The organism is Pedobacter steynii, from assembly GCF_900103665.1.
Classification (GTDB): Bacteria; Bacteroidota; Bacteroidia; order Sphingobacteriales; family Sphingobacteriaceae; genus Pedobacter; species Pedobacter steynii.
Genome location: NZ_FNGY01000002.1, coordinates 672,356 through 695,272 on the forward strand (window position 1 = coordinate 672,356; position 22,917 = coordinate 695,272).

25 protein-coding genes and 1 pseudogene are annotated in these 22,917 nt (G+C 38.1%); 21 read left to right on the forward strand and 5 right to left on the reverse strand.

The features are described from left to right. Nucleotide 1: 1 nt before the first annotated feature. The 6 genes from BLQ87_RS07020 (at nucleotide 2) to BLQ87_RS07045 (ending at nucleotide 7,304) form a co-directional block, all read left to right on the forward strand. Nucleotides 2-1,135 carry a TlpA disulfide reductase family protein gene (locus tag BLQ87_RS07020; protein ID WP_074605412.1) on the forward strand — a complete coding sequence of 378 codons (1,134 nt, stop codon included), beginning with the start codon at nucleotides 2-4 and terminating at the stop codon, nucleotides 1,133-1,135. 20 nt (nucleotides 1,136-1,155) lie between these two features. Then, nucleotides 1,156-3,939: a M16 family metallopeptidase gene (locus BLQ87_RS07025; RefSeq protein ID WP_074605413.1), complete on the forward strand. Its 2,784-nt coding sequence runs from the start codon at nucleotides 1,156-1,158 to the stop codon at nucleotides 3,937-3,939. A 269-nt stretch (nucleotides 3,940-4,208) separates the two neighbouring features. Then, nucleotides 4,209-4,781, forward strand: coding sequence for a GNAT family N-acetyltransferase (locus BLQ87_RS07030; protein ID WP_074605414.1), 573 nt, complete (start codon nucleotides 4,209-4,211; stop codon nucleotides 4,779-4,781). 25 nt (nucleotides 4,782-4,806) lie between these two features. Further along, nucleotides 4,807-5,742, forward strand: a complete 936-nt coding sequence (locus BLQ87_RS07035) for a helix-turn-helix domain-containing protein (RefSeq protein WP_074605415.1) — start codon at nucleotides 4,807-4,809, stop codon at nucleotides 5,740-5,742. Between the two features lie 18 nt (nucleotides 5,743-5,760). Beyond that, nucleotides 5,761-6,372: a Crp/Fnr family transcriptional regulator gene (locus BLQ87_RS07040; RefSeq protein ID WP_074605416.1), complete on the forward strand. Its 612-nt coding sequence runs from the start codon at nucleotides 5,761-5,763 to the stop codon at nucleotides 6,370-6,372. A gap of 284 nt (nucleotides 6,373-6,656) precedes the next feature. Continuing rightward, the gene (locus tag BLQ87_RS07045) at nucleotides 6,657-7,304 is read left to right on the forward strand and encodes a hypothetical protein (RefSeq protein WP_143010362.1); all 648 of its coding nucleotides are present in this window, start codon (nucleotides 6,657-6,659) and stop codon (nucleotides 7,302-7,304) included. 193 nt (nucleotides 7,305-7,497) lie between these two features. Here the strand turns inward: BLQ87_RS07045 and BLQ87_RS07050 are convergent, their stop codons facing one another. Continuing rightward, nucleotides 7,498-7,938, reverse strand: coding sequence for an alpha/beta fold hydrolase (locus BLQ87_RS07050; RefSeq protein ID WP_143010363.1), 441 nt, complete (start codon nucleotides 7,936-7,938; stop codon nucleotides 7,498-7,500). Nucleotides 7,939-8,232: 294 nt separating this feature from the next. On the opposite strand from BLQ87_RS07050, the pseudogene BLQ87_RS34240 reads away from it, so the two are divergent. From BLQ87_RS34240 to BLQ87_RS07095, 10 genes and pseudogenes are all read left to right on the forward strand, one after another. Continuing rightward, nucleotides 8,233-8,412 (forward strand): annotated as a pseudogene (locus tag BLQ87_RS34240) (winged helix-turn-helix transcriptional regulator); the annotation flags it as partial. A gap of 312 nt (nucleotides 8,413-8,724) precedes the next feature. Beyond that, nucleotides 8,725-9,069, forward strand: coding sequence for a DUF5763 domain-containing protein (locus BLQ87_RS07060; protein WP_394331824.1), 345 nt, complete (start codon nucleotides 8,725-8,727; stop codon nucleotides 9,067-9,069). Nucleotides 9,070-9,166: 97 nt separating this feature from the next. Continuing rightward, nucleotides 9,167-9,310: a hypothetical protein gene (locus BLQ87_RS33710; RefSeq protein WP_172664829.1), complete on the forward strand. Its 144-nt coding sequence runs from the start codon at nucleotides 9,167-9,169 to the stop codon at nucleotides 9,308-9,310. 659 nt (nucleotides 9,311-9,969) lie between these two features. Then, on the forward strand, nucleotides 9,970-10,599 hold the full coding sequence (locus tag BLQ87_RS07065) for a DUF6266 family protein (RefSeq protein ID WP_074605420.1): 630 nt from the start codon (nucleotides 9,970-9,972) through the stop codon (nucleotides 10,597-10,599). Between the two features lie 37 nt (nucleotides 10,600-10,636). Continuing rightward, the gene (locus BLQ87_RS07070; protein WP_074605421.1) at nucleotides 10,637-10,906 is read left to right on the forward strand and encodes a helix-turn-helix domain-containing protein; all 270 of its coding nucleotides are present in this window, start codon (nucleotides 10,637-10,639) and stop codon (nucleotides 10,904-10,906) included. A 188-nt stretch (nucleotides 10,907-11,094) separates the two neighbouring features. Next, nucleotides 11,095-11,748, forward strand: coding sequence for a DUF6266 family protein (locus BLQ87_RS07075; protein WP_074605422.1), 654 nt, complete (start codon nucleotides 11,095-11,097; stop codon nucleotides 11,746-11,748). 74 nt (nucleotides 11,749-11,822) lie between these two features. After that, nucleotides 11,823-12,221 carry a hypothetical protein gene (locus tag BLQ87_RS07080; RefSeq protein WP_074605423.1) on the forward strand — a complete coding sequence of 133 codons (399 nt, stop codon included), beginning with the start codon at nucleotides 11,823-11,825 and terminating at the stop codon, nucleotides 12,219-12,221. After that, on the forward strand, nucleotides 12,140-12,712 hold the full coding sequence (locus tag BLQ87_RS07085; RefSeq protein WP_216857780.1) for a C40 family peptidase: 573 nt from the start codon (nucleotides 12,140-12,142) through the stop codon (nucleotides 12,710-12,712). The genes BLQ87_RS07080 and BLQ87_RS07085 overlap by 82 nt, the downstream gene beginning before the upstream one ends. 5 nt (nucleotides 12,713-12,717) lie before the next feature. Then, a complete protein-coding gene (locus tag BLQ87_RS07090) occupies nucleotides 12,718-13,209 on the forward strand; it encodes a hypothetical protein (protein ID WP_143010364.1) in 492 nt (163 codons plus the stop codon). 38 nt (nucleotides 13,210-13,247) lie between these two features. Continuing rightward, nucleotides 13,248-13,433, forward strand: coding sequence for a hypothetical protein (locus tag BLQ87_RS07095; protein WP_074605425.1), 186 nt, complete (start codon nucleotides 13,248-13,250; stop codon nucleotides 13,431-13,433). A gap of 173 nt (nucleotides 13,434-13,606) precedes the next feature. Here the strand turns inward: BLQ87_RS07095 and BLQ87_RS07100 are convergent, their stop codons facing one another. The 4 genes from BLQ87_RS07100 to BLQ87_RS07115 form a co-directional block, all read right to left on the reverse strand. Next, on the reverse strand, nucleotides 13,607-14,398 hold the full coding sequence (locus tag BLQ87_RS07100; protein ID WP_074605426.1) for a class I SAM-dependent methyltransferase: 792 nt from the start codon (nucleotides 14,396-14,398) through the stop codon (nucleotides 13,607-13,609). 101 nt (nucleotides 14,399-14,499) lie between these two features. Next, nucleotides 14,500-15,690, reverse strand: coding sequence for a hypothetical protein (locus BLQ87_RS07105; protein ID WP_074605427.1), 1,191 nt, complete (start codon nucleotides 15,688-15,690; stop codon nucleotides 14,500-14,502). Continuing rightward, complete coding sequence (locus BLQ87_RS07110; protein WP_245723807.1) at nucleotides 15,687-16,307, reverse strand: RNA polymerase sigma factor; 621 nt, start codon at nucleotides 16,305-16,307, stop codon at nucleotides 15,687-15,689. Before BLQ87_RS07110 ends, BLQ87_RS07105 begins: the two co-directional genes overlap by 4 nt. 286 nt (nucleotides 16,308-16,593) lie before the next feature. Continuing rightward, the gene (locus BLQ87_RS07115) at nucleotides 16,594-17,193 is read right to left on the reverse strand and encodes a hypothetical protein (protein ID WP_143010365.1); all 600 of its coding nucleotides are present in this window, start codon (nucleotides 17,191-17,193) and stop codon (nucleotides 16,594-16,596) included. A 770-nt stretch (nucleotides 17,194-17,963) separates the two neighbouring features. Between BLQ87_RS07115 and BLQ87_RS07125 the strand changes: the two genes are divergently transcribed. The 5 genes from BLQ87_RS07125 to BLQ87_RS07145 all read left to right on the forward strand — a co-directional run bounded on the left by BLQ87_RS07125 (nucleotide 17,964) and on the right by BLQ87_RS07145 (nucleotide 22,718). After that, nucleotides 17,964-18,203: a hypothetical protein gene (locus BLQ87_RS07125; protein WP_074605430.1), complete on the forward strand. Its 240-nt coding sequence runs from the start codon at nucleotides 17,964-17,966 to the stop codon at nucleotides 18,201-18,203. A gap of 106 nt (nucleotides 18,204-18,309) precedes the next feature. Then, complete coding sequence (locus BLQ87_RS07130) at nucleotides 18,310-18,549, forward strand: helix-turn-helix domain-containing protein (protein WP_074605431.1); 240 nt, start codon at nucleotides 18,310-18,312, stop codon at nucleotides 18,547-18,549. A 178-nt stretch (nucleotides 18,550-18,727) separates the two neighbouring features. Further along, nucleotides 18,728-19,153, forward strand: a complete 426-nt coding sequence (locus BLQ87_RS07135; protein ID WP_074605432.1) for a DUF2846 domain-containing protein — start codon at nucleotides 18,728-18,730, stop codon at nucleotides 19,151-19,153. 336 nt (nucleotides 19,154-19,489) lie between these two features. Further along, a complete protein-coding gene (locus tag BLQ87_RS07140) occupies nucleotides 19,490-19,993 on the forward strand; it encodes a DinB family protein (protein ID WP_074605433.1) in 504 nt (167 codons plus the stop codon). Between the two features lie 328 nt (nucleotides 19,994-20,321). Beyond that, nucleotides 20,322-22,718, forward strand: a complete 2,397-nt coding sequence (locus BLQ87_RS07145; protein ID WP_074605434.1) for a TonB-dependent receptor — start codon at nucleotides 20,322-20,324, stop codon at nucleotides 22,716-22,718. Nucleotides 22,719-22,917 lie beyond the last annotated feature (199 nt).

Consider the following 22,917-nt stretch of genomic DNA (forward strand, 5'->3'; position numbering starts at 1 on the left):
AATGAAAAAGATATTTTTATTAGGGCTATTTGCCTTTCCTTTTACGGTTTGGGCACAGAACGGAATCTTTTTACTTACAGGTCAAGTTGGTCAGGAATCTGCACCAGCTAAAGTTTACTTAAACTATCAACAGGACGGTCAGTTAAAGACATTAACCTCAGCGGTAGTCAAGGGTGCGTTCCAATTTAAAGGAACACTAACAGATCCAAAGCAGGCACAATTGGTATTTGATCATGAGGGCACTGGGATGGAAAAATTAGGGAGAACTGCTGATGTCAAAATCCTCTTTCTTGAAAAAGGAAGTTTGCTTCTTAGCTCAAAAGACTCTGTTAAAAATGCTTCTATATCAGGATCTCCGCTAAATGAAACTTATAAAAGGTTCCAGGCTTTGATGGTGCCATCTGAAAAGGCAATGAGAATGGTGGAGCTTGAATACAGGAATGCACCTGAGGCTAAGCAAAAAAGCCAGCAGTTTCAAGAGAGCCTACAGTCTAAGCTTATGAAATTAAGTGCTGAACAGCGGGTCATCATTCTGCAATACGCGAAGAAGAATCCGACTTCTTTTTTAAGCCTGCATCTGTTAACGCAATTGGCATCTCCGGATATGGATACACAGGTTATGAGGTCTGCATTTAATGCACTTTCTACTAATCTGCGCGGCAGTAAGCTTGGAAAGGAGCTAGTGGGTAAGTTGGGTACTGCTTCTGCTACTGCTGTAGGGGGGATGGCACCTAACTTTACTCAGAATGATGTTAATGGGAAGCCTGTTAAGCTGTCGGACTTTAAAGGTAAATATGTTCTACTTGATTTTTGGGCTAGCTGGTGTGTGCCCTGCCGCGCGCAACATCCTAATCTGGTAAAGACCTATAATAAATACAAAGGTAAAAACTTTACGATTCTAGGCGTTTCATTAGATGATGCTGGAAAGAAAGCAGACTGGCTTAAAGCAATTAAATCAGATGGTTTAACCTGGACACAGGTATCTGATCTTAAATTTCGTGATAATGAGGTCGCTAAATTGTATAACATCAATGCCATCCCTCAGAACTTTTTGATTGATCCTAGTGGAAAGATCATTGGAAAAAATCTCCATGGTGAAGAACTCAATAAAAAATTAGCTTCAATATTCAAATAACATTCTAAAATTATATTCTAATGAAAATCAAGTATTTATTTGCCTGGGGCTTTATCTTAGTTGGGCTTTGTTCAGCTAATGCTCAAGTTTTGCCGCTGGATCCTGATGTAAGAACAGGTAAATTGCCTAATGGATTTACGTATTACATACGACAAAATAACGAACCAAAGAACCGAGTGGTCTTATATCTTGCAAACAAGGTAGGTTCTATTCTTGAAACAGATGAGCAACAGGGGTTGGCGCATTTTATGGAGCATATGAGCTTTAATGGTACCAAAAATTTCCCAAAAAATGAATTGGTGAATTACCTTCAAAAAACTGGGGTCAGGTTTGGTGCAGATTTAAATGCCTATACAGGGTTTGATGAAACTGTCTATCAACTTCCTTTACCAAGTGATGATCCTCAGGTACTCCGCAATGGGATTCAGATCCTGAGAGACTGGGCTGCTGAGGCAACGCTGGAAACATCAGAGATCGATCAGGAACGCGGAGTAATTATAGAGGAAAAGCGGTTGGGAAAAGGTGCTAACCAGCGTATACAGGAGCAGATTCTTCCTGTACTTCTTAATAACTCCCGTTATGCCAAACGGTTGCCAATTGGAACCGATGAGGTATTACTTAATTTTAAACCAGAAGCTATCCGTAATTATTATCGTGACTGGTATCGTCCGAATCTTCAGGCGCTGATCGTGGTGGGAGATATTAATGTGGACGAAATGGAGAAAGTGATTAGGGATAAATTCTCCGATCTTAAGAATCCAGCAGATGAAAAGCCAAGAGAGAACTATGAAGTGCCTTTAACCGGGAAGAATCAATTTTTGGTGGCAACAGATAAGGAAATGACCTCAACGGTTGCACAATTGATTATTAAACATAAGGCACCGGAACTTAAAACTGAAAATGATTATCGGAATCTTTTGATACGCAGTTTATTTAACCAAATGTTAGGTAACAGATATATGGAGTTATCACGTCAGGCGAATCCTCCTTATGTTCAAGGCTCGGCAAAAATTGAAACGCTTATGGGAGGTTTAGATTCTTTTTCAATTTTAGTGGTTGCAAAACCTAACGAATTGGAGAATGGTTTCAAGGCGGTGTTGCGTGAAATGTGCCGGGTTCAACAATCCGGTTTTAGTGAGACAGAACTTGATAGGGCAAAACAGGGATATTTAAGTTCGATGGAAGCTGCTGTTAAAGAAAGGGATAAGACCCCCTCTGATGCTTATGTTCAGGAATATCTGCAACATTTTCTGCTGGAAACTGGTGCTCCTGGAATTGATAAGGAATTTGAACTAGTCAGCAAGATTATTCCAGAAATTACAAATGAAGACATCAATAGGATATGTGCGGAATATATAAGTAATATCAATAGAGACATTATCATTACGGCGCCAGAGAAAGACAAGTCTAGTCTTCCTGATGAATCAACTGTACTGAACTGGGTGAATAGTGTTGAAAAGGAAAATTTTGCTGCATTTAAAGATGATGTTAGTAATCTACCATTACTTGCATCAACTCCTGTACCGGGAAAGGTTGTTGGAAAAGACGTAAATTCAAAACTTGGTATCACTACCTTAAAACTGAGCAATGGAGCGAAAGTTGTATTAAAGAAAACGGATTTTAGGAACAATGAGATTTTGTTTAAAGCATATTCTGAGGGGGGTACATCTTTATATGGTGATAACGATTATGAAACAGCTCATAGCGCTGCGGGATTAATTGCATCAGGTGGATTGGGTAATTATAATGTAACTCAATTGAGTAAGTATTTGTCTGGAAAACAGTTAAGCGTAGCGCCTTTTATTGGAGAACGTACTCAGGGATTTTATGGAAGTTCTAGCCCAAAAGATTTGGAAATGGCATTCCAGTTGTTGTATGGTTACTTTACAGAACCACGCAAAGATGCTGAGCTTGTAAAAGGGTTATTGGCAAATGCTAAAAATGGACTTGCAAACCGTGAAGATGATCCTAGTCAGGTTTTTAATGATACGGTGTCTGCCGTGTTGAATAATTATAACATACGCAGGACTGGGCCTTCAATTGAAAAAGTAAACCAGATTGATCTTGATCGCGCATTACAAATATATAAAGAGCGTTTTTCTAATGCATCGAACATGATTTTTACTTTTGTTGGTAGCATTGATGAGGCGCAGATTATACCACTTTTGGAGAAATATATAGCTTCATTACCATCTACAGGAAAAGTTGAAACTGCCAGGGATTTGGGGATTGAAATTCCGAAAGGAAAAATTTCGAAAACTGTTTTCAAAGGAAAGGAACAAAAATCAACGGTTTATCTGGTATACTCAGGTCCGTTTGATTATAGTCATCAAAATACTTTGAATATGAATGCCTTAAACGAGAGTTTACAAATCAGATTAAATGAAAGATTGCGTGAGGAGGAAAGTGGGGTTTATACGCCAAAGATTCAAATCGGAGTAACTAAATATCCTAAGAGCAGTTTTAATTTGGTGATATCATTTGGATGTGCACCGGAAAATGTAGATCGGCTGATCGTTGCTGCTGTAGAAGAAATAGAGAAATTAAGAAAACTCGGACCTGGACAGGAGAATGTTGATAAATTCAAAGCTGAGGATTCAAGGATGCGTGAAATGGGACTAAAAACCAACGGTTTCTGGTCTGGTTATTTAAATGAACAAATGCTTTCTAAAGAACCTTTGGATCAGGTATTTAATTATGATGCTGCTATGTCTAAGGTAACGGTTCGAAGTATACAGGAACTAGCTGCTAAATATTTAACGGGAGAAAATTATATAAAATTAGTTTTGATGCCCGAAAAGTAATGACAAAAGCTATTGAATGTACTTGATAATATACTTTTCGAATACAATTTTTTGTATAAAACATTTTAGGTGAATTAAATTCAAGCTTCATAAATTAAAATAAACAAGCTTATCGTAAAAATAATTTAGGTGGATGTGGTAGCGGGTCTGGATGGAACCTATCGCTTCAATAGTTAATAATTAGTTTGAAATGAGTGCGTTTGGAGTAGTCCCGGTTAATATCCGGGCTATTCTTTAAGAATTCATTTGTTATTGCCAAATCTATCCCTATGATAAAAGCAACAAAACTTGATAAATCTACCGTTGTCCGGATTTTATCAAGATCATTTCAGGACAACAAAAGTGTCAATTACATTGTCCGGCAGGACAGTGGCCGGCTTTTAAGAATAGACAGACTTATAGAGTATTCCTTCCTGACCTGCATGGATTCTGGGGAAATATTCCTTTCTGAAGACGAGCAGTGTTGTGCGTTAGTCCTTTTTCCTGACCGGAAGAAGGTAACATTAAATGCTATCTGGAGAGATTTGAAACTGATTTTTTCGGTTACAGGCTTGAGAACTGTATTGAAAGTGCTTAAAAGAGAGTCCCTGATCAAAAAGCAATACCCCTCTGGCGGTGAACTATATTATATATGGTTTGTCGCGTGTACGCCTGAATCACAGGGAAAGGGAAAAGGTACGCGAATGATGAGGTTCCTATTGTCAGAGGCATTGAGTATGAAACGCCCGGTATATCTTGAGACTTCTACCGAACGTAATATCCGCTGGTATGAAGGTTTGGGCTTGCATGTCTATAATCAACTGGATCTGGGCTATACTTTATATTTTCTGAAAAACTATTAGCGTTCACGCTTTCTTTTTTAATATCATGGTGGATTTTGGAGAGATGCATGGGCTGACTGCTGTCTTTATTGTGCTAGAACTAATGATGTTCAGTGTACAATTGCATTTTTATTTAATATGGCCCTATGACAAGCGCCGTTTGGCCTATCTGGTATTGCTGGTGTTGCTGATCGGCTATAATGTGACGGGCGGTTTTTTCCCTGATCCTGATATTAGGTGGCTTTCTATTCCCTTGCAGAACATCATTGCTTATGGTTCCGGCTTTTTAATGTCCGCATATTTTCCATACTATTTCTATATTTCATTTGATCTGAAATCGCTCAGGCTCCATGCTTTGTACGGAACTTCTACCTTTTTGCTCCTGCCATACTTTTTATTTTTTGTGATATTGTATCCTATTTCAGGGAACCTGGAATTTGCAGTCAATTACGGATTGATCATTCCGGCATTGTATTCTCCGGTATTGCTATACGCGATGTTTGCCGCGATCCAGCTACGTTTTTCCAGGAATAGCGAAGATACGAATCCTTATACCCGTGTGGAAATGCTCGCGGTTTACGGAGCAGTCTCGCCCTGGGTGTTTATGTCTTTATTTGCTTATCTGCAGGTGCCTCAATGGGTCGAAGCGTTGTTTACCAATACTGGCTTTGTCATTATAGCGGTACTGTTTCTCTATCAGTCCGGCAAATATGAACGAAATGAGAAAAAAAGACAAATAGAAAGAGATGCAATGGATGAAAAGCAGAAAGCAGATTTTAACCAGACTTGCAAAGATAGCGGATTGAGTACAAGGGAGGCCGAGGTGGCCCTTATGCTTTGTCAGGGAAGAGAATACAAGTCTATTGCACTTATATTACACATTTCAGCCCGTACAGTCGACACCCATGCACATAGGATATACTACAAATTAGATGTTAAAAATAAAATAGAACTACAGCAGAAACTTGGGTTTGCTGGCTAAAATTTAAACCCGCTCATTATGTCTATACATCCCATATCTGAAAATGCTTTTAATGAATTGATTGAGGTTTTAGAACGGTTTATTAAGCTTAATCATAAATTTAAGCTAGAGCTAAAAGGTGTGCTTTTCGAAACTACTTATAATAAAAGAGTGAGAATTTTAAGTGCAAAGTCACAACAGGACATGGCTTGGTTCATGTTGGTAGGGTTGAGCAGAGAAATTCGGATACACAAGGAAACCTTTGAAGAAAATACTGTTTGGTTTTGGTTTGCAAAGGATTTTATTTATACCACGCCCGGTTTTTTTAGCAGGGAGCCATCGGAAAGTACGGTTGAAGTGTTGGAGGACAGTAAAGTAGTGTTGATCAGTTATGAAAATTGGACGATCATGAAGAATACCTTTCCCGAGATGGAAATCCTTACAGAGAAAATCCGGGCAGAATATGACAAGATGCGGTCACTCCATGCTGATGACATCAAGAATTTAAGTACGGATGAAAGGTACCTGAAGCTTGAAAAGACCTTGGATATTTTGTTTGGACGAACTCAATTGCGCTTTATTGCCGAATACCTTGGTATGTCGCCTGATACACTGGGCAAATTAAGAAAAAAGTATAGTGGGCGCCGTTAGTCTGCTTTATATCCGATTTCTGTCGGTTTATTTTCAGATATGCGTCTGATTAAATAACGATATATATCGGATAGTTTTGTTTTTTTCTTGTCGAGATTAGGGTTAATCAAACATCCCTAGTATGAAAAATTTTGAATTTAATCCGATCCTACCTTTTATAGGTATCGTTATGATTGTCCTCCTCTTCACTTATACAGCAATCAGCATTTTGGTCAAAACCGGCTGCTGCGCCGGAAGATAAATTTGTAAGTGGGGTTAAATCAGGTGTTGACTTTTATAATGGAATGAGCGTGCCTGCCGTGACGGAAATAAAGGATGGCCGTTTCCTATTGGCTGGCTGGATTCCGATGGCAGGCTGGGGTGGATCAATGATCATTCACGAAATGGTTCAATCTCCCGAGGGAAGGATTGGAACAAAATGGATGAAAGAAATCATTCCGGCAACTCAAAAAGAAAAACTACTAGCGAAAGAAATCAATAGGAGTGCCTCTTTCGCTACGGAATCTTCCTCTTTCTTGCTGACCTTCGATGTGGAACCGGGAACAGACCTGACTGGGAAATTGGGGGCACTTTTTCTGGCTGCGGATGATGAAACGAATGCCTGTGAAATGCAAATAAGCCCAAAACAGAAAAAAGCACAATTTGGAAATGGACAACTCCGAAATTTCTCTGGTATGGAGAAATCATTACGTGAGGGAGGTGCTCCAAGCAATGCACGTAATTACGCTATTGAAAATTTGATCGATACGGATAAACCGTTTACCGTTCGCATAATTGTCAAATATGACAGCAAATTCGGCGGTTCTCTGATCGATACTGAGATTGCTGGCAAGCGCACTATGATCGCTTTCCGTCCGGACTTAAAGGTAGGAAAGCTCTTGTTGAGATCAGAAGAACCTGGAATTAAAAACGTCAAAATCGCTAAAATTTAAATTGTATGTACTGATTTTTAATTTGACTGTGGCGTCCGAATTGCGTTACCCAAGATGATCAGCTTATGTTACCAATATATGCGATCAGATATTAAATGAAAATGCCCGGTAGCTTATGGTTACCGGGCATTTTGCTGTAGCTAATTAAAAAGACTTTCGTATCGTCTGCATTGCAATAAACATCTTTCCCGTATCAGGAATCAGGATGAAACCAAAGTGCTGATAAATAAGACCTTTGAATCGCCCGAAGTTCAGGTCCTGTGCAGGCAATATAGGTGATAGGTACCTTGTTGCCATATTGATTTTTGAGTACCAATTTTTGGGAAAATGTTCTATAGGGTTGATTTGTCAGTTTGGCATCGGCCCACTTGATTGCTGCTGGGTCGGTTACCCCGAAAAACTCGCTTGATAATATTGGGATAGAAAGTCCGTTGTCGTTTTTAACAGCTGCTGTTTTGAAGCTTTCCACTACCTCAGCTGGATTTAGATCATTTACACTTTGGCCGTTATCCACAATCAGTGCATCTAAAAATACAAGCTTTGACAGACGCTCAGGAATCCGATCGGCAACCCCTGCAATTACCGCACCTGCATAACTATGTCCCATTAATATTACTTCATGCAAATCTTCCATCACAATAGTATTTTGATCTTAAGCCAATTGTTTTCATGTTATATTTATTTTGACCAAAATTAGAACCGTGAGGTTTATCAAATAATAACTCACCACAAAGTGAGCAAACCCATAAAAAAATGGCTAGTAAACTCAAACCCGGCACTTCAAATGCGTGTAACCGATTAGTTTTAAGTGAATCATGTGAGGTGAATGAGCTGCTGTTGAATATCAGTTCCAGGTGGAAAATGCAAGTTCTTCATAGTATCGCTGCTGGCCGGAACCAGTTTAACCTGTTGAAAAAAAGCTTTTCCTTCACGTTCAGATCAGACCCTGGGTCGACGCCTATCCGAATTAACGAATGAGGAGTTGGTTGTTAAAAATGTCTTAGTGGATAAATCTTCAATTCAGATTTTATACACGCCAACCCAAAAAGGTAATGGTCTATTAAAAATCATCGATGATCTTCATAAATGGGGTATTGCCTGGTCCTAATTATGAAACAGTTTCAACACCCATTTGCTTCATAAAATATCAAGGTAAAATATTAACTTACAGTATCTGGTTTTTTAAATTAAACTAATAATTATGGTACTTAAACCTGGGCCAAAAGAATTGCTATATCAACAGGACCTGATAAGCGTCAAAGAGATAAAAAGGATACTCCTGGTAATAGATCAAGACTCTTCTAAAAATGAATATGCTTTACTTGAATCAGTAGCACAACATAATAAAGCTCAATAAGTCAACTATGCACGCTCCTTGGTTAAATAAATCAATATAATGTGCATTAACGCCAACTCACTCATGAAAAATCTTAGTTTGTTAGTCCTATTATTCAGTACGCTTTCCTTTAACAATGTTTCTGCATTTAAAGACGCGGCTAAAGTCGATCCGCATGTTGCAACATGTACAGGAAGCAGGAGTTGTTATGCCTGCAGTAGCTGCAGGTATTGTAAACACTGTAATGCTGGTGGTACCTGCGGTGTATGTACCTCAGGAACTAGTACTGCTCGTAAAAATGTACCGGCCTCCGGGCCAACCGTCAAAAGCAGTAATTCGAGCTCTTCGCAATGCCAGGGCACCACAAAAAAAGGAGCAAGGTGCAAACGGATTGTCAGAGGTGGTGGATATTGTTGGCAGCATAAATAGAACCAAATTTTATTACTTCTATTTACTATCCGATTATTAATAAATTACGAATTGCTAATATTATTAGTAATTTTGTTGACAATTAATAATAGGGGGCATGGTATTAGAAAATGAATTAAATGAAGCATTCGTTGAATGGATTGAACGAAGCAAGGTTTCTGCTGTTATAAAAGATAAATACAGGTTCATTGTATTTACTGGCAAAAATCAAATAGGGGTAGATTTTCAGCAGTTACCATAAACACCTTCTCAACCAAAAACAAAAATTCAATGTAAACCCTAATCAGTAATGTACTTTTTGAATGTTGTCTTATAGGCACCTGGAAGTCTCCTAATACGTTCTATACTTGCTCTTAGGTTGGAAGGTAGTTGAGAGGTAGTTGGAAGGTTGTTGAGAGGTAGTTGCATAGTTATTTTGCCTTCCAATTACCTTCCAACTACCTCTCAACTACCTCTCAAAGAAAGATCCATTCTGGAGTGTCTCGATCGGGAAATTATTTCTCTTATTTTGTGTAATTATTTAATGTTTTCATCAATACTATTTGGTGATTTCCTATAGTGAGTTTTTATTATGTTTATTAGAAATTTATTCACCAATAAAAAAACATTTATTATTTGGAATTTTGATTCCTGTTTTTTATTTTTATACTCAATTGTTTATTTATAGGATATTTTTGTTTTAATTATGAAAAATAAAATTATAAATTTTTCATATTCCTATAGCTTAATTTATATTTTAAATATTGCTTTTAATGTACTTTTTTCTCTTTTTAACCATGTTTTGATTTTAAGCTGGCTATTCATTTCTTGTTAAGGGCTGATTAATCAAAAAGGTGGTGTTTTGTAATTGTATCATTCGATAATATAAATACAATCAGTTAACCTAAATCTATATTAATTATGGCCCGACAAAAAAATGGAGTAACTACCGGAAAGATTGGAGAAACAGTAACTTATCTCCTAAATGGTGAACTTGTGACACGCGGTATTGGCGTGACGAATAAGAAACCTACCAAACCACAACTGACCTTCAGACAGAAAACCAGAATCTTAAATGCATTTTTTAAGAAGATAGCTGAATTTATTAGTGTTGGATTTGAGTTTGAGGGATTGAAAAAAAGAAAAAGGGCCTATGCATTAGCATTTGGCTATAACCTGGTGAATGCGTTTAAAGGCACATATCCTAAAATGAGTATTGATTTTACAAAAGTAAAACTTACATCAGGAGAAATGCCAGATATTTCCAATCCGACAGTGGAGGTTGTAGGTGAGGGTTTTAAATTTAGCTGGAATCCAAAAGCGATAGAGGTTGGAACACACTGGACGGACCAGGTCATGTTGATGGCTTATTTTCCTAAACTAAAAAAGGCAATGTACATCACGGCCGGAGCAAATAGGGATACTGGAAGTTGCCTGTTGCCCTTGTATGAAACCAGCCATGGCCACATCGCTGAAACCTATATTTCATTCATCTCTAACGATCGTAGAAGTATTTCAAATAGCATTTACACCGGACAATGGTTCTGGTGAATTAGAACCTGATTTTAATCTATTAATCCCTATTGCTATGATTTTAAAATTCATCCTTCAAATACTCAGGCAAATTCTTAACCTGCAGACAGAAAACACCAGTACGCTTATGCAAATAATTAACAGTCTGAAACCTATTCCCGTAGATGAGGTTTGGCTTCATACAGAAGACGTGATGAAGCTCTTTAAAAAAAGTGAAAAAACCCTTTATAACTGGCGACAAAAAGGCCTGCTTCGTTATAAAATTATCGGAAGAACGGTCTATTATCTGAGGTCTGACATCTATCAGATTTTGAGTAAAGAATAATGTTTTCATCAGATACCTCCGGTAAACTCCGGTAAACTCCGGTAAGTTCCGGTAATCTCCGGCAATAAGCCTTTGAAATTTAGGAAGTTAATAATTCTGTATTTACATTCGTTCAACGAGTCCGAAAAGCTACCGGTACGCAATTGACTTGAACTAACAGAATTATTAACTTTTTAAATTTTAAAATTATGGGTACGTATAATCCAGGTGTGTTTGGCACCTTCAACGGAAAAGTAGGCAGCGTTGTTGCCTCCAAATGGAAAGGGATAAAAGTGGTTAAGAATTATCCTGAAAAATCCACCAAGCCGAAGTCTGAGCCTCAGCTGAGCCATACTTCAAAGTTCGGATTAGTGGGTAGTTTTTTAAAAAGGGCTTCCGCACTTATTTCGGTAGGTTATCAGGGAGTTTCAGGAGCTGTTACTCCCTGGAACATCGCGCTTAAGTATCATCTAAAAGAGGCAATAACCGGAACTTATCCGAATTTTCAGCTTAAATATGAGATGGTTCGTCTGAGCTTAGACGATAGTTTAATGAGTCAAGCGCATGATGTAAAGGCAGTAGCTGTAGCAGGCGCGATGGTTAAGGTAAGCTGGAAAATGGAGACGAATGCGGATAAGTCGACGCTGCCTACTGATAAAGCCTACATTCTATTGTACAATCCGGCAAAAAAAACCAGCCTGTCCGTGACCGGATGGGTGCTTAGAAGTGGATTGTCTGTAGACTTGCCATTGCCGGGCTATTTCATCGGCGATGTGCTTTATGGCTGGTTGTTTTTTACTTCAGCTAATGGCAAAATTGTTTCTGAGACCCAATACCTGGGGTCAGTAACTGTTATCGAGTAATCCCTAACCCGGCAGTGTTTATGAGGCCCTGCCGGGTTTCTAATCTATCTAATTCCCTAATTAAATCAATCATCATGAAAACTATTAAATTTTTCAATTCTCCGGAATTGACAGGAACTCCTTTGTTTAAGTTGAGACCTTTCAGGTGGGCTGAACCCATCGCTATCTTTCTCATTCTGTTATTGATCTGGATCCTTTCACCTGTTTTGTTGCGGTTCGCTGATGAGACGGCAGGGAGCATCGATCAAAGTATCTGGCTCCTGATTGTCCTGAGCCTGATGAGCTTTCTGCTGATCACAGGTTTATCCTGGTGGATATTACAGCGCTTTTGGCTCATGAGTGGACTACCTTCAATTTTATCTATGGTTTCACAGTTTAATACCTTATTGTTATGGCAACAAATTTGTTTTTTCTGGGCATCATTTGCCTTGCTTTTAATGTCATCTACAGGAGTGCTAATCGCCCTGTGCTAGTAAATCCGGAAGCCGGGTCCTCAAAATCCATTGTTGCTCAATACCGCATTCAGGTGGTCAAAACGGCCGTAAATGAACTAGGAGTGAGGGAGCGGTCGGGACGTAACGACGGTGTGCGGGTGGAGCAGTTTTTGAAGCTCATCGGTTTATTGAAAGGAGAGCCCTGGTGCGCAGCCTTTGTAAGCTGGACATTTCATGAAACGGGTTTTGAAAAGCCAAGAACCGGCTGGTCGCCTGCTTTATTTCCTGCCTCAAGACTGGCAAGATCTGCACTGCCAGGGAACGTGATCGGGATTTATTTCCCGGATAAAACAAGGATCGCACATGTTGGCATTATAGAAAAGCAGGATGGCGATTGGATTCTGTCGATAGAGGGAAATACCAACTTACAAGGCAGCAGGGAAGGAGATGGGGTGTATAGAAAACGTAGGCATAAAAGCGCAATTTATCAGATCTCAGACTGGATCAATGAAGGAAGGAGGAAACCATGAAGTTTATGATCTTTATAGTCAGCTTCTCTTTTTGTCTGGCCGGCTGTGGTTTGCTTCGTAATTCAAGCAAATACACTGCAGAAACTGAAGATAAAAGCCTCGATCACGCTAATTCTAAATTCCTAAAGGAAAAAGAAATGCAAACTGAGCTGAATATTACCAGCCATTTTAAGGATTCTGCAAATCATGATTATGAGATTCAGATCTGGCCAAAAGGACCATTTTCACTCTCTGAAGACAAAGGCTTTATCGGCCAGGCAGAGCAAATTCGGATCAAAGGAAAGTCTGGTCGCTTAATGAATGGAGGGACAACGAGCCGAAAGCTTGAGCAATCAAAAGAAGGCTTGCTTTTGGCAGATCAGCAAAGTAAGCTTAAGGTGACTGGCAAGAAAGAACTGTCAAAGCAAACCAGCCCCTCCTGGAAAGTTATCCTCATTTCAGCATTCCTTATTCTGGGTGTTGTTTGGTGGATAGGGAAGCGTTTATCGGCAGTGTAAAACACGAATCATTTATTCATCACTAAATTTTTAAAAACATGGCTATTCTAACAGGTGGTCTTTTTGTAAAGATTTCCGGAAAGATCGGAGGACTGGTGTTCTCCACAAGAAACAATCAGACGGAGGTAAAAAGTCTCCCCAAAAAGTATGAAGGACCGGTAACCCGAAAAAGAAGTCAGGAAAGACAGGGCGGCCCATTTGTGAATATACACGCAACGTTTTGAACGGAGGGATTGGCTGCAGGCGAAAACCGATACGTCAAAAGAGACCTTCATCTCCTATTTAAAGGGATATGCATTAAATCGCATATCCCTTATTTTGTCAAATTATTCTCCATATTCGCCTTCCAGCCCGGCTGTGATAATCAACTGGCGCTTGTCCGAAAATATCTTTATCGTTATTGCTTTCGTGCAACAAAAAAAAGGTCAAAACAGTGATCATTAGCTTCTGCAAAATAATAGTCATTAGTTGTCAAAGTGTTCAAACCTTCATCTTCTTTGAATAATTTATTGCGATTCAGTCGGTTTAAGATATCATAAGGAACTTGTAATAGTTGCCGTGGAAGTAGGTGTTGTAAGTTTAAAACATCATATCGTAATATCTTTTTCACAGCAGCTACGTTTTTGTTGTAGTGTTCGATAATGCGACAATTTCCAAATACGCCTAAAGTTTGTGTTGGGTGAAAGTTATTCATAAGCAGTAGTACCCTGAGATCAGAAACAGAATATTCCCTGACATGCCAGGGATTTCTGGTAATGGACATTTTTTTATTAGGAGTACTGATAATCATTTGTCCGTTCCTTTTTAAAACCCTGTTAATTTCCTGCAGGAATAAGCTATCATTTAGAATATGTTCTATTACCTGAAAGGAAATTACGAAGTCGAAAGTTTGATCCGGGATGTTATTTAACATGGGTACTTTCATTTGGACGTACTCGACGTTCGCAGGACAAGTCCCTTTTTTTGCTGACTGCTTTATTTTATCAATAGTGATAAATCGATCTGACTTGGGTGCGATTAGATCTATTCCGTAGCCATTACCTGTTCCTATTTCGAGGATAGTTCCGGAAACCAGATCTGCACTTTTATGATAGGCGAGCAAAGACCGCTGATAGACAAAATTATCGGAAGGATCGCTTTCGGACACGCGTTCCGCTGTTTTAAAAAAAGATTTTAGGATAGAAAACATAGGCACATTTTTTTTAATAAATACGTGCCAGGCATAAAAAACGCGGGGTGTCAGATAAATAAAAGCGCTCTATTTATTTTCTTGCATTAATGAGTAAAGATTTAAGGCCTATTGTTCAGTCCAAAAGCAACTCCCAGTATCAATGAACTGTTATTGAATTTGTATTCCCCCAGATCTGAACTCACCTTACTTGGTATAAGGTTTTGTTGATATTTTGTTTCAATGATAAATTTTCCTGCTTGCATACTTATTCCGGCTGAAATTCCCAAGTTAAATTTTGGTGTAAGAGGGGAATGAGCTAATGCTGCATTGATAATTTTAGTCTTTGATATAGTATCGATAGCGGGCTCAGTAACGTATCCTGTTCTACCGGGTACCACTTTTTGCTTAATGAGAATGCTAAATACCGGACCTGCGCTTAAACTAATGTTTTTTGATACCCGATATCCTATGTTTAACGGAACTTCAAATATATAGACCTTCTTTGAGTGAATTATCTTAAAAGGAGCAATTGAATCTATTTTAAGATAGTTTGCGCTTGAAAAACTTGCCGAAATCAATCTTGAAGTATTAATGATAAGTTCAGGACTAACATACCATCGCTTATTGATATCTAAAAAAGCATATGCCCCAAAATAAGCATTATCACCATTGTTGTTAATTTTATAACCTGTTTTTATACCGTAATTAAACTGTCTTCTGTAATTGGATGGTATTTTACTGGTCGTGATTTTGCCTAAATTTAATTTGCTATTGAACGGTGAACTAAGGATTGAATCATATCCGATTTCAACTAGTTTTATTTGTTCGGTTATCTTGTCAGGTGTTAATATATTTTGGCTGTTTATTATCGTATCTGAAGCTATTGGAAAATCTACATTATTACTGTTATTCAGCTTTCCGATTGTAAGTTTTCCGTTTTTACCGGAATCCACGGTAGCGATAATGTTTTTATGCATCTCCTTCTTTGTATGATTGCTAAGTGATTTTTCAACAATTTGTTTTAAATCTTTTTTCTTAGGAGATTTTTTATCTGAATGGTTGCTGTTTGAATAGATGACTATACCAATCATTGCTGCCAGCGGCAAAATAAAGCGGAATAACGCAATTATTCCGGAGACAGGCAGTTTATTATCCGTATTGGTTTGAATAATATCTTTGGTGCCGTTTTCAGGCATCTGCTGGTCTAAAATGTGCTTCATGTCAGCCCATGCCTCATCTGTGTCTTTCTGCAAGGGAAGTTCTTTCAGTTTACGCTGCCAAAGTTTGTTATACCATTCTGAATTCTTCATTTTGTTCTTTTATTTTTTTCAGTTGGTTTATGATTATTTACTTCGGAATTTTCCAGGAAAGATCTTAGCTGTTTCTTTGCTTCTGATAAATGCCACCTTGATGTTCCTTCTGTTATAGCTAGCTTTTCACTTATTTCCTTGTGCGAATATCCGTCAATAACAGATAAATTGAAAACCATTTGGCTTGCCGCCGGTAACATTCTGATCAATTTAATCAGATCGTTCGCATATAATCGTTCTAATATCTGTGGAGAAACAAAAATATCTGCAATTTCATGTTTCAGGTTTGCTGCTTTATTAAATTGAAGTTCTTTTCGTCCAATATCAATGCAAGTCCTTACCATAATCACCTTTATCCATCCGGTAAGTCCGCCCTTACGCTCATCGAATGATCCTATATGCTGAAAAACTTTTAAAAAACCAGTATTTACTGCTTCATAGGCAAGCCCGTCGAACTTTAAATATCGATTACATAATTGCCACATTTCTTTGTGATATAATTTGTATAGACTTTCTTGTGCCGATCGTTTATTCGCAATACAACCAATAATTAGCTCAGCTTCTTTAACAACAGGGTTCATTAATATAAATGGGTAATATAATATATGTCTTTTCAATGCTGAGCATAAAATTTAGAAAGACCTGGAGAGCAGCATGGTAATTCCTTTTAGGCAATGTGACAAGTACAGTGAATATTATCATTAATTAGCTCGGCTTCTTTAATATTTCGAGTTTATTCATGTAGGTCATTAATCCTATACGGATAGAAAGAATAAAACGTTGGGTAGATGATGAAATATACTTATTTAAAAAATCTAATAGCAAAAAAGCAGCGTCCTTTTAGTCTTTACAAACTAAGGGGGCGCTGCTGTATGGATTTTCTTTCGCGGTAAATCAGACCCATTAATTGATTGATGCTGCGTTTTGTAGATAAATGACCGACTGGGTATTGTCGATCAGGTAAATCACCTCAATCAGTTTTTCGATGTATTCTTTGATGAAGACCATCTCAGCTCCATCTTCAAGGACTTCATCAATGGTTTGCGTACGGTAGGCATATTCCGTAATCCGGCTAAACATAAAACGCCAGTCGTTGAGTGATTTGTAGCCGAAGAAATCCGCAAAGAAACAATTGGTATTTCTGATTTCCTCATGGGAGAGGATCCTGAAATGGGAATTGATGAGGATATGGTAATATTTAGAAAGATCTGTTGTGCAAGGCGTACATACGGTAAGGTTCGCTGCAATAGAGAATTTCTTGCCTCTTCTAAAGAAGATATGTGCAACTTCCAGGAATTGAAGCAGGCATCGGTGATTGTAATAATAATCTTCCGGATTTCCATATTTTTTGGAAGAGCATGCAGAACGGATCAGCTGGAGGATCTCAGTTCTGAAGGTTTCAATGTCAATGTCGCACCTGCAGAAATACTCCAGGAATAGGTGAGGGTTAGAAATTTGTTCTTTGGTCAATTGGTGGTAACGGAGGTTGTCTCTACTGCTCATGTTTTTAGAAATTAAAACGAGCCTTACGGAATAGGAGTTAAGCCCGTAGAAGGGGCTGGTAACTTGCTTTCTATATTTGCAGCCAAGGCACTGGTAAGCCCGCCTCAACTTCAAAATGAATTGAAGTATCAGCTTTGCCATTTCTTTCGAAACGGTTATAATACAAAAATATAAGCAAGCACCAGCCCCACCTAAGAGGCTTTTGGACTACGAATGTAGGGATTTGGCGCCATACTTACTCTCGCATTATAAATTACCAGTTTATGGCTGCGAGGCCCGTTGGGTTAAATAATTAAGATTTTGTTGTTTATGTCATCTGTTTAAATTGGTGTATGTCGAATATATGTATAATATATCTTTAGTGTTTATATATTTAACTATTTATTTTAAATTTATTTATACAGTAATAAACCGGCATATGAAACCGGCTTTAATTGATCAATTTGTGATGGATGATTTGATTAAGGTGGCAAGAGAACCTTAAAAGAAGGGGTGTAGCGTAGCCCGGTATCCCGCCTGCTTTGGGAGCAGGAGGTCGTAGGTTCGAATCCTGCCACCCCGACCTACAACAAAAGCCTTTAGATCGTAAGATCTAAAGGCTTTTATGGTTTATTACTATACGTTTCTTATTGCATTCAAGTATGTGTTACTAACTTCATTTTTATTACAATTGTAATATTTGTAATATAGTGTTGCTATATTTGACTATTCAAATTTCGAATAAGTTGAATATTATTAGATAATTGTATCTAGCAAATAAAATTACCACTATGGGAGCTTCTTCAGTTGTTGACCGCCTTTTAAAAAATATGGGAAATATGCATGAGTTAGGACGTCAGAGGGCGTTTGAGTTAGGCAATCCATTTTATGCTCAGTTTGCTGAAGATGGTGGTTTATGGCGTAAAGAATTACCAAGTGGTGAAAAATTCCTCGTCTCACTTGAAGTTATTACTGATGAAAATGATATGCCTGTGGAGGTTAAGGATACTATTATTAAGAAATTAGACTAGTATATGCCAGTTCATCTTCTTTTCTGAACGGAAATTCAAGGCTGGGAACCTGGTCTCCACAACAATTCTTTCTCAGGATTTATTTTACGTTATTAAATTTAAAAAGATGATTCAGGAACGATTCAAGGTACATTCCAAAGTCAGTGATTATGCTCTTGAATTATCCATTAGCCAACGTAAATTGCAAAAAGTGACAGAGGCGGTATTAGGAAAATCTCCAAAACAACTGATTATTGAATGTCTTATACTTGAAAACAAGAGGTTGCTGGTACATGGTACAATAAGTATAAAAGAAATTGGTTATCACTTAGGGTTTGATGAACCCAGTAACTTTACAAAATTTTAAAAGAAATGGAAACCAAAGGAGAGATAAAGATCATCGGAGCATACTATGAACTGCGTAATGGATATGTTCTTTTTCTTTAACATCAGGAAACCGTCTGAAATCCGTAAATAAATAACAACTCCAGTTTTTACTAGTATTTTAGAGTTAACTTTTAAAACTAATTTTATTTGAAAATTTTATGAAGACAATTAAATTATTCTCACTGACAGTTTTTTTACTTATTGGTGCTTTAAGCACTTCTGCGCAAACAAAAACAGGACAGGTTTATTTGATCCGGTCGACTGGCTATACTGGTGCTGCTGTTAATTATTCGTTTTTTGTTGATGGTCAGTTAGCTTGCAAAATGAAAAACAAGTCATTTTCAATACATGATTTGCCTGTGGGGGAGCATACCCTTAGCGTAAGCAGCGGGGGGATCTCAACGGGGAAAAAATCCGCTCCGTTAAAAATAACGGTAACAGATGGTAATGTAAATTATGTTAGCGTAGTGAGCACCCAGGCGGGATATGCAAACAAAATTACCTGTCAGGAAATAACTGAAAACTCAGCCGCTCCGCTTTTGGCAAAAGCTACTCAAAAAAAGGACTGCCTGCCTAAGAATTAGAAGTTCACTGCCTTCATAATCTATTATCGGGATAGCACTTTTTGCAGCGGCCACTACAGTCATCTTTTAGATAATTCGCATAAGGTCGAATTGTCTTTATTGAATTTTAGAGCTTCCAGTTTTTTTGGCTAAATCTGCGATTAAACGCAAATCAGATAGGAAATGGTTAGAAAAGCCTTTAGATCGTAAGATTTAAAGGCTTTTTTGATTTTCAGCCTCTCTATATCTTACATACGCTATGTATTTGTTTGTATTCGTTGCAAATATATATAATGAAGACTAGGATGAGCGTAGGGAAATATTCCTTATTTTTAATATTCAATAAATATTAAAAAAATGATAAAACAAGCATTAATCGGTGAATTCATGCATGAAGCAGAAAACACAAGAAAGTTGTTATCAATGATTACGGATAGTGCATTGGAATACCGTCCGCAACCACATCTTTGGTCAGTAGGTCAGCTAGCTTCGCATATTGCCGAAGTATACAACTGGTATGGACCTACATTTGCACAGGATGAATTTGATATGGGGTCTTATATATATGACAAAGGTGATATCAGCAAAGCGGCTAACATCCTGGAAAAGTTTGAAGAAAATGTTGCAAATGCAAAGACTGTAATAGAAAACTCTGATGAATCACAGTATATGAATACCTGGACAATGTCTGCAGGAGGCAACCCAATTATGCCACCAATGCCGAAGATTCAGGTGATCAGGGGATTTCTTTATAATCATTTGTATCATCATCGCGGAGAGCTTATCGCGCATCTCAGGGCAACGGGAAATAAAGTGCCTTCTCTGTACGGCCCTAATTATGAAGAATCCCAACGATCCTAAAAGCATTACATTTCTATTATTGCTTTTCCGGAAGGACTAAACTGGCTAATAACCTCAAATCATGAAGAAAAAGGTTCGAAATAAGTATAGGGAAGACGACAACAAATTTTTAAGAACCCTCTGAATGTTAAAGTTCAGAGGGTTTTTTCGTTTTAATCAATATGCCCGGTTCTACACCCTCTTTTTTCTTGTATCATTGTTCTGATAGAAAATGTAAAAGTCAAGCATGTAAATATGTATACATCATTTTAATTTCTGATATAATTTATATCGACGTAGGGGGAAACGTTAAACTCGTTGTCAAAGGATAAACAAATCCATAAATGACATGAAATTTCTTCCAGTTTTTCTCCTTGCACTTCTTTTACAGAGCTTAAGCAGTTTAGCTCAAAACAAAGACTCCACTACAATTTCAAAGAAAAAAGCTTTGAAACAGGCTATAAAAGGAACGGTGATCGACAGGGCCACTAAATTACCATTACAGGGAGCAACAATTATGCTCAGTTCAAGTCCAAGCCTAAAACAGGCAATTAGCGACCCTCAGGGAGAGTTTCGACTGGTTAATGTGCCATTGGGTCGTCAAACACTTCAGGTAACCCTGGTGGGTTATCAGCAGGTAACGCTCACTGAATTGTTGATCACCAGTGGTAAAGAATTGGTGCTTAATTTGGAATTAGATGCCCAGACCAATAAACTCAATGAGGTAATGGTTAATGCAAGTTCTGGCAAAAAGCCGCTCAATCAAATGGCTTTGACAAGCGGACGATCTTTTTCACCCGAAGAAACCAATCGTTATGCCGGTGCTTTTTTTGATCCTGCGCGTATGGCCCAGAGTTTCGCGGGTGTAGTTGCCGGTGGTGATAACAATGAGATCATCGTAAGGGGGAACTCTCCAAAGAGTTTGCAATGGCGATTAGAGGGGGTAGAAATTATAAACCCTAACCATTTTGGTAGCGAGGGGTCCTCTGGTGGCGGAATTAGTATGATTAATACTACAGTTTTAAGTACTTCCGATTTCTACACCGGTGGTTTGGCTGCGGAATATAGTAACGCCTCATCGGGTGTTTTCGACTTAAAGTTCAGAAAAGGAAATACTGATAAACGTGAATACGCTTTTAATATTGGTGTTCTGGGTGCGGGAGCAACACTGGAGGGGCCCTTTAAAAAAGGCGGAGCAGCTTCCTATCTGGTCAGCTATCGTTATTCTTCGTTGAGCCTCCTTGAGAAGGTTGGCGTTAAGGTCTCAGATACAGGAACGCCAAATTATCAGGATTTATCTTTTAATTTTGTGTTCCCTACTAAAAAAACAGGAACTTTTTCTGTTTTCGGAATTGGAGGACTGAGCACACTTGGTCAGGATGCAAAGCGGGACTATACCAAATGGAAAGAAAGAAAGGACGGCTGGGATACGAGATTTGACTACAATGCCGGAAGTACTGGATTAAAACATCTTTACATTGCCAGCAATAAGCTCTATTTTAACAATATCATTTCTATTTCAGGAAGCCGCAGTTCCAATAAAATAGATACTTTGGATTATGGTTATAATAACAGTCTTTACAGTCGCAATCTGTATACAAATACAGCCATCCGTTATGCCGGCATTGCAAATTATAACATCAATAGTACTAATGTCATTCGGGCAGGTATCAATGCCAGCTTTTTGAGCTATAACCTTTATGGGCAGGGATACGAGACAGCGCAAAAAAAATTAAAGGAATTAATTAATCAAAAAGGAAATACAAGTAGTTATGATGCCTTTGTACAGCACAAAGTAGAATTGAACAGCAGGTTAACGCTAAATACCGGTTTACATGCAAACTATTTTAACATGAGCAAAAGCTGGGCTATAGAGCCGAGATTAGGGTTGAACCTGGTACTGCCAGCTAAACAGCAATTGTCATTTGGGGCAGGTTTATATAACCGACTGGAACCTCTGTCTTACTATTTTGCTAAAAGTGCTGTATCGCAAGGTCAGATTAGTGAAGTATCGGACAACAAGCTGCAGCCAACAAAATCTGCACAGGCAGTGCTTGGTTACGAAAAGTTATTTGGAAACAGCCTGAAATTTAAAACAGAAGTTTATTACCAGCATTTATACAATGTTCCCGTATCTGTCGACCCCTTAGTAAATTTCTCTACACTTAATGAGTCAGATAATTCTGCTATATCTTCTTCCGCATATCGCTCACTGGTAAACAAAGGCACTGGAAAGAACTATGGTATTGAACTTTCAATTGAAAAATCACTAAGTAATGGTTATTATTTTATGGCGACTTCTTCCTTTTTTGACTCGAAGTTCAAGGCTTTGAGTAAGCAAGAGTTTAATACTGCATTCAATACCCGCTTTGTGGGAAATCTGTTATTAGGTAAGGAATGGAAAACAAGTAGGAACAACTTATTTGGGTTAAATGGAAAACTTATCTATGCGGGAGGAAGACGTTATACCCCTGTGTTGGAGGAAGAGTCGATGCGGCTTGACGAAAATGTCATAGATCAAAACAAGATCAATACACTAACAGCCGACCCTTATATGCGGGTAGATTTTTCTGCAAGCTATCGCATCAATAGTAAAAAAGTGAGTCATATGATTATTATGGATATTCAGAATGTATTAAATAAAAAGAATACAATTGGCATGCGCTATAATTCAAGCAAACGTATTATTGAACCGCAAAAATGGAGCGGTATGATCCCGACGCTTAACTACAGACTGGAATTTTAGCCTTCTGGTTAAAAAGCAAAATAGCCGGTAATTCTATAAGAGCGATTATTTTTCATAATCGCTCTTATGTTTTGAAAGATCGTGTTATATAATTTTAGGTAATAATAATATGTAAACTTATTGCAGTGTAAGACAGTTTTTGAATTCAAATTGGAACGATCTGAAAGTATGCAATTATAACTTTCAAAGCGCAAGAATT